Annotated in this window: 6 protein-coding genes; 3 read left to right on the forward strand and 3 right to left on the reverse strand. The window is 65.0% G+C overall.

Features of this window, described 5'->3' with window-relative positions; translation table 11 throughout:
* Window positions 1–137: 137 nt before the first annotated feature.
* Entirely contained in the window at window positions 138–512 is a 375-nt protein-coding gene (locus tag GSQ95_RS20370) for a response regulator (protein ID WP_158894481.1), read from the reverse strand.
* Window positions 513–774: 262 nt separating this feature from the next.
* Here GSQ95_RS20370 and GSQ95_RS20375 point away from each other — a divergent pair, with 262 nt between their 5' ends.
* The 3 genes from GSQ95_RS20375 to GSQ95_RS20385 all read left to right on the forward strand — a co-directional run bounded on the left by GSQ95_RS20375 (window position 775) and on the right by GSQ95_RS20385 (window position 2815).
* On the forward strand, window positions 775–1788 hold the full coding sequence (locus GSQ95_RS20375) for a sensor histidine kinase (protein WP_252977173.1): 1014 nt from the start codon (window positions 775–777) through the stop codon (window positions 1786–1788).
* Between the two features lie 70 nt (window positions 1789–1858).
* Window positions 1859–2197 (forward strand): zinc ribbon domain-containing protein YjdM, encoded by a 339-nt coding sequence (locus GSQ95_RS20380; RefSeq protein ID WP_158894478.1) that lies wholly within the window; start codon window positions 1859–1861, stop codon window positions 2195–2197.
* 75 nt (window positions 2198–2272) lie between these two features.
* Entirely contained in the window at window positions 2273–2815 is a 543-nt protein-coding gene (locus tag GSQ95_RS20385) for an invasion associated locus B family protein (protein WP_158894475.1), read from the forward strand.
* A gap of 6 nt (window positions 2816–2821) precedes the next feature.
* On the opposite strand, the gene GSQ95_RS20390 is transcribed toward GSQ95_RS20385, so the two are convergent.
* Together GSQ95_RS20390 and GSQ95_RS20395 are read right to left on the reverse strand one after the other, a co-directional pair.
* A complete protein-coding gene (locus GSQ95_RS20390; RefSeq protein WP_158894472.1) occupies window positions 2822–3880 on the reverse strand; it encodes a Gfo/Idh/MocA family protein in 1059 nt (352 codons plus the stop codon).
* Window positions 3881–3943: 63 nt separating this feature from the next.
* Window positions 3944–4681, reverse strand: coding sequence for a hypothetical protein (locus GSQ95_RS20395; protein WP_158894469.1), 738 nt, complete (start codon window positions 4679–4681; stop codon window positions 3944–3946).
* Window positions 4682–5030: the final 349 nt, after the last annotated feature.

Here is a 5030-nt window from a genome sequence, read left to right on the forward strand (position 1 = left end):
AGCAAATGACTGTTAATCATTGGGTCCCTGGTTCGAGTCCAGGTCGCGGAGCCAAAATCTGAAAAGCCCGTAGCGGGTGACCGCTACGGGCTTTTTCATGGGCGCGATTTGCTGGCTACCTGAGCCGGGCAGAAGCCCTAGGCGTAGTGCCCTTGGCGCCCGGGAAGCGGGCAACTGCGGTGCAAGGCTTCCAGATCCCAGGGTTTGGGCAGAAAGGTTGCCCGCGCCGCGCGAGCGGGATTGTCCTCGCAATAGCCCGAGGTGATGACGATGGGCAGATTGGCCTGCCGCCCACGCGCCTGCAGCGCCAGATCGACGCCACTCAGGGTTCCCGGCATGCGCACATCGGTGAAGAGCAGATCCAGCTGCGGCTGCTCGTCCTGCAGAAAGGCACAGGCCGCATCGGCGCTGCCGAAGGCATGCACCTGATAACCCCAGCCCTCGAACAGCTCCTGCAGCAGATCCAGTAGGACGGGCTCATCTTCGGCGACCAATACGCGCTGGCGATTCATGAGCGGATCCTGTGGTGGTGAAGACGTAATCGTTTGACCATAAGGTTTCGCTTCCGTCCTGGCTTGTACGACCAAGGGCACTCTGTACAAGAAAAAGCCTCTGGCTCACCCAAAGTCAGCAATTTTGCTCGGGAAGGTGCAGGCCTTGTACAGGAAATCGCCGTCGAGCCGGGCGCAGCCACCTTTGGTGCCACCATCCGCCCAAGCGAGACGGCTTTGCGTTAAGCTTGCGCCGCCGCCGTCTACCCCGCAGGTCAGAGCCTTGGATCCGTCGTCTCGTCGTCACTGGATCAGCGATCTCAGCAGCAGGATCCGCGCGCGCCCGGCACTGGCCTACAGCCTCGCCCTGCTGGCGTTCGCCCTGGCCCTGGCGGCACGCTTCGCCCTGGTGGACGTCCTGATGCAGGGCTTTCCCTACCTGACCTTCTTTCCCGCCGTCATCCTGACCGCCTTCTTCTGCGGCAGTCGCGCCGGCACCCTGTGTGCCGTGCTGTCCGGACTGGCCGCCTGGTACTTCTTCATTCCGCCGGGCTGGACCTTCGACGTAGGGCCCCAGGGTGCCCTGGCCCTGGCCTTCTATGTGGTCATCGTCAGCGTCGACATCGTGCTGATCCATTACATGCACACGGCCAGCGCCCGGCTGCGCGCCGAACAGCAGGTGATCCACGACCTCTACAACGTCCAGACGACGATGTTCCAGGAGTTGCAGCACCGGGTCGCCAACAACATCCAGTTCATCGCCTCCCTGCTCATGCTGCAGCAACTCAAGCTTCCCGGCGACAGCCAGGCGTCCCAGGCCCTGGAAGAAGCCCGTTCGCGACTGGAGAGCATTTCGCGCATCCACCGGCGCCTGCACGACCCCGCCGACGCCGATCAGCCGGTGGCCCATCACCTGCAGTTGCTGACCAGTGATCTGCTTGCCGCCGCGGGCCAGGCCAATGTCTCCTGCGCCATCACCGCCGAACCGCTCAACTTCGACCTGCCCCGCCTGACCACCCTGTCGATGCTGGTGGCGGAGGTGGTGACCAATTCCCTCAAGCACGCCTTCGACGCCGGCCAGCGTGGCCTGATCAGCATCAGCCTGCAGCGCGGCGACGATCAGCGACTGCTGTTGCGGATCGCCGACAACGGTCGGGGCATGCCGCCGCAATTCAATCCGCGTACCAGCCAGCGCCTGGGCTTCAAGATCATCAAGAGCCTGGCCGAACAGCTCGGTGGCGAGGCGCACTACCGCAACGACCACGGTACCGTGGTCGAGGTACAGCTGGCAGCCTAGGGCAAGGACTCCACGCAGGCCGGGCTAAAACCCTATACAATGCGCGGCTTTTCCAGCCAGGTACCCCGCCATGACCGCTTTGCCGCCCTGCCCCCTCTGCGCATCCGAATACACCTACGCCGATGGCGACCAGCTGATCTGCCCGGAATGCGCCCATGAATGGACGCCCGGGGACGTCGGTACCGCGGCTGAAGCCAAGGTGATCCGCGATGCGGTCGGCAATCCCCTGCAGGACGGCGATACCGTCAGCGTGATCAAGGATCTCAAGGTCAAGGGCTCGTCGCTGGTGGTCAAGGTCGGCACCAAGGTCAAGAACATCCGCCTGGTCGACGGCGATCACGACATCGACTGCAAGATCGATGGCATAGGTGCGATGAAGCTCAAATCCGAGTTCGTCAAAAAGGTCTGATCGTCGTGCCGGGGTGTTCCCTGGCGGAGCGATGCCCTACCCTTGAGGCTCTTTCCCTCCTGCCAAGGACTCTCCATGTCTCAGCGCTTCCTCCGCTCGGCCCTGTTCCTCGCGCCCCTGCTGCTCGCCGGCCAGGCCTTCGCCCAGTCGGCGCCTGCCAACGCCCAGGAACCCCAGCCGTCAGTCTCGGAGAAGTATGGCGACTGGCAGGTGATCTGCCGCATCGCCCGCAACGCGGACCGCTCCGCGCAGCTGTGCGCCATCACCCAGCAGAAGGACAGCGCCAAGGGCCAGCGCATGCTGGTTACCGAGTTGCGCCCCAATCGGGAAGGCGTGGACGGCATCCTGGTGCTGCCCTTTGGCGTGGCGGTGACCAAGCCGATCTCGCTGCAGATCGACAAGCGCAGTCTGGAGAATCGGCCCTTCCACACCTGCATCCCTCAGGGCTGCGTGGTGCCGGTGGAATTCGTCGGTGACGTCTTCAAGCAGCTGCAGCGCGGCGGTCGCCTGACCGTGACCACCCCGGTCGCCAACGGCGAGACCGCCAGCGAAAGCCTGTCGCTCAAGGGCTTCTCCAAGGCCTATGACCGCGCCAAGGAACTGACCAAGCCGCTGTAAGGATCGCTAGTCTGGCAAGGGCGCTGCCGGGTGCTGCGCCGTGCCGCTGGCGGCGGCACGCTCCACGGCGGCCACCAGCGCTAGGGTATGGGCGGCATCCTCGGCGCTCACCAGGGGGTCCTCTGCTCCCCGCGCGACCCGCACGAAGTGCTCCAGCTGCAGCCGCAAGGCCTCGTCCGGGGCCGCGGCCCGCAGCTCCGTCGCGAGCGGCTGGTGCCAGCCGGCGCCCGCCTCGGCATAGCGCCAGAGACGTAGCTGCGGCACGCTCAGGGCGCCTTCGGTGCCGGCGAAGAGGTAGCAGGACTGGTCCGGCTGGTGGGGATAGACCGGATTCTCGCCACTGGTGAGCTCCCAGCTCCAGGGCGCGACGGCGCCGTCACTGGCGGTGAGACTGCCCAGGGCGCCGCTCTCGAATTGCAGGCTGATCACGACGCTGTCGGCATTGGCGTAGCCGCGCAGGGCGTTGTCGGCGAAGGCCTGGACCTGGCGCACCTCACCGCAGAGATGACGCAGCAGATCGAGGTCGTGGATCAGATTGGTAAGCAGCATCCCGGCCCCCGCTTCGCGGCGCCAGGCACTCGCGAAATAGCTCTCGGGCTTCTGCAGTTGCCACAGCGCGGTGACGGTAACCAGGCGGCCAAGCACACCTTTGCGCAACAATTCATGAGCCCTGGCGATCAGCGGATTGTGGCGACGATGATGCCCGACCAGCAGTGGTACGCGCCGGTCGCGCTGGGCGTGCAGCAGCCGAGCCACCTCTGCTGACGTGGTCCCAACGGGCTTCTCCAGCAGCAGCGGGATGCCCAGTTCCAGACAATCCAGGGCGGTGGCCACATGCAGCGCATTGGGATTGGCGACGATCACCGCTTCCGGGCGCACGCTTTCCAGCAGCTGGCGATGATCGCGAAAATGCGGCACGGCCCATTGCGCGGCGAGTTCGGCCGCCCCCGGATCGGGATCGGCCAGGCCGCACAGCCGGGCGCTCGGCACGGATTGAAGATGATGCAGGTGCTGGCGGCCCATGTTGCCGGCACCGATGAGGGCGATGCGCAAGGCAGCGACCATGAGAGAACCCCTTGTTATGGTTGTCGAGGTCGCTCGACTCTAAGGGACGCCCGGTCGAAGGCGCTACTGCACCGGCAGGAAATTGATGAACAGCAGACTCTGGGCGTAGTTGACGCCGATGCGCCGATAGCGCTCGTCCAGCAACTGGGCGAGCAGGTCCAGCCGGGCGACGATCTTGCCGAACTCGGTGGCGAAGCTGAGGTTGCTGCCCTCCTCCGAGATCTCGTTGGCGAACAGCAGCGGTTCGCCCTCGGCGTTCTTCCGCTGGCCGAGCAGCCAGGTGGCCTTCTCGATGTTGCGGGCTGCATTGTTGACGAAGCGCGCATTGACCACATCGGTGATGTAGAACTCGGTGCGATTGCCGTGGGCCGCGATGATCATGCTGCCGATGGCATAGATGAAGGCGCCGACGCGGTCGCCGCGGTAGTCGTCGCCGAGCACGTAGCTAAGGGCCGCCACGTCCTTGCGGCCGCCCAGCGCAGGCAGGCTGCGCTGCTGCTCGATGGCCAGGCGGATCTCGCGCTCGGCGCTGGCGGCATCGGGCAGGCCGGTCTTCTTCCATTCGGCCGGATTGCGCAGGTAGAGCTTGTTCATCAGCCGGTAGAGACTCTGCAGATTGGCCTGCAAGGCGAGGGTAGCCATGCGGTCGGAGCTGGTCTGCAGGAATTCGCTGGGGCGGGTCTTGCCGAATTGCCGGGCAATGTCCTGGGCGGACTGGCTGGTGCATCCGGTCAGGCTCGCGAGCAGGAGGCCAATCACACACCCGAGACGGGCGACGGCTGTGAAGGTAAGGGCAGGCATGGGGGCTTCGGCGGCTGAGGGCAGCCGAAGGGTAAGGCCTTCCCTGGCCGGCCTGCTGTGCGGCAGGCCAAGGAATGGACCTTTTCGAGCCTATTCAAAGGCTCGCGAGCTAGCGACAAACAAGGCCTAGGCGGCCCCGCGAAAATGGCTGAGGAAGCGGATCGGACCCGCGCTCGGGTTTACAAGTAGTAAATGAGCATTCCGACCGGGCTGGCGACCCAGGGCATTCTCAACGCCGTTTGGCCGACGCGTAGCAGCTTTTGAATAAACTCAGCCATTGCTGGGGAAGGCAAACTGCGAAGCCTCCTGGGCCTCGCGCTGCGGCCAGCGCTGGGTGATGGTCTTGCGC

It is taken from the genome of Pseudomonas sp. BAV 4579 (assembly GCF_009765395.1).
Classification (GTDB): domain Bacteria; phylum Pseudomonadota; class Gammaproteobacteria; order Pseudomonadales; family Pseudomonadaceae; genus Chryseomonas; species Chryseomonas aestiva.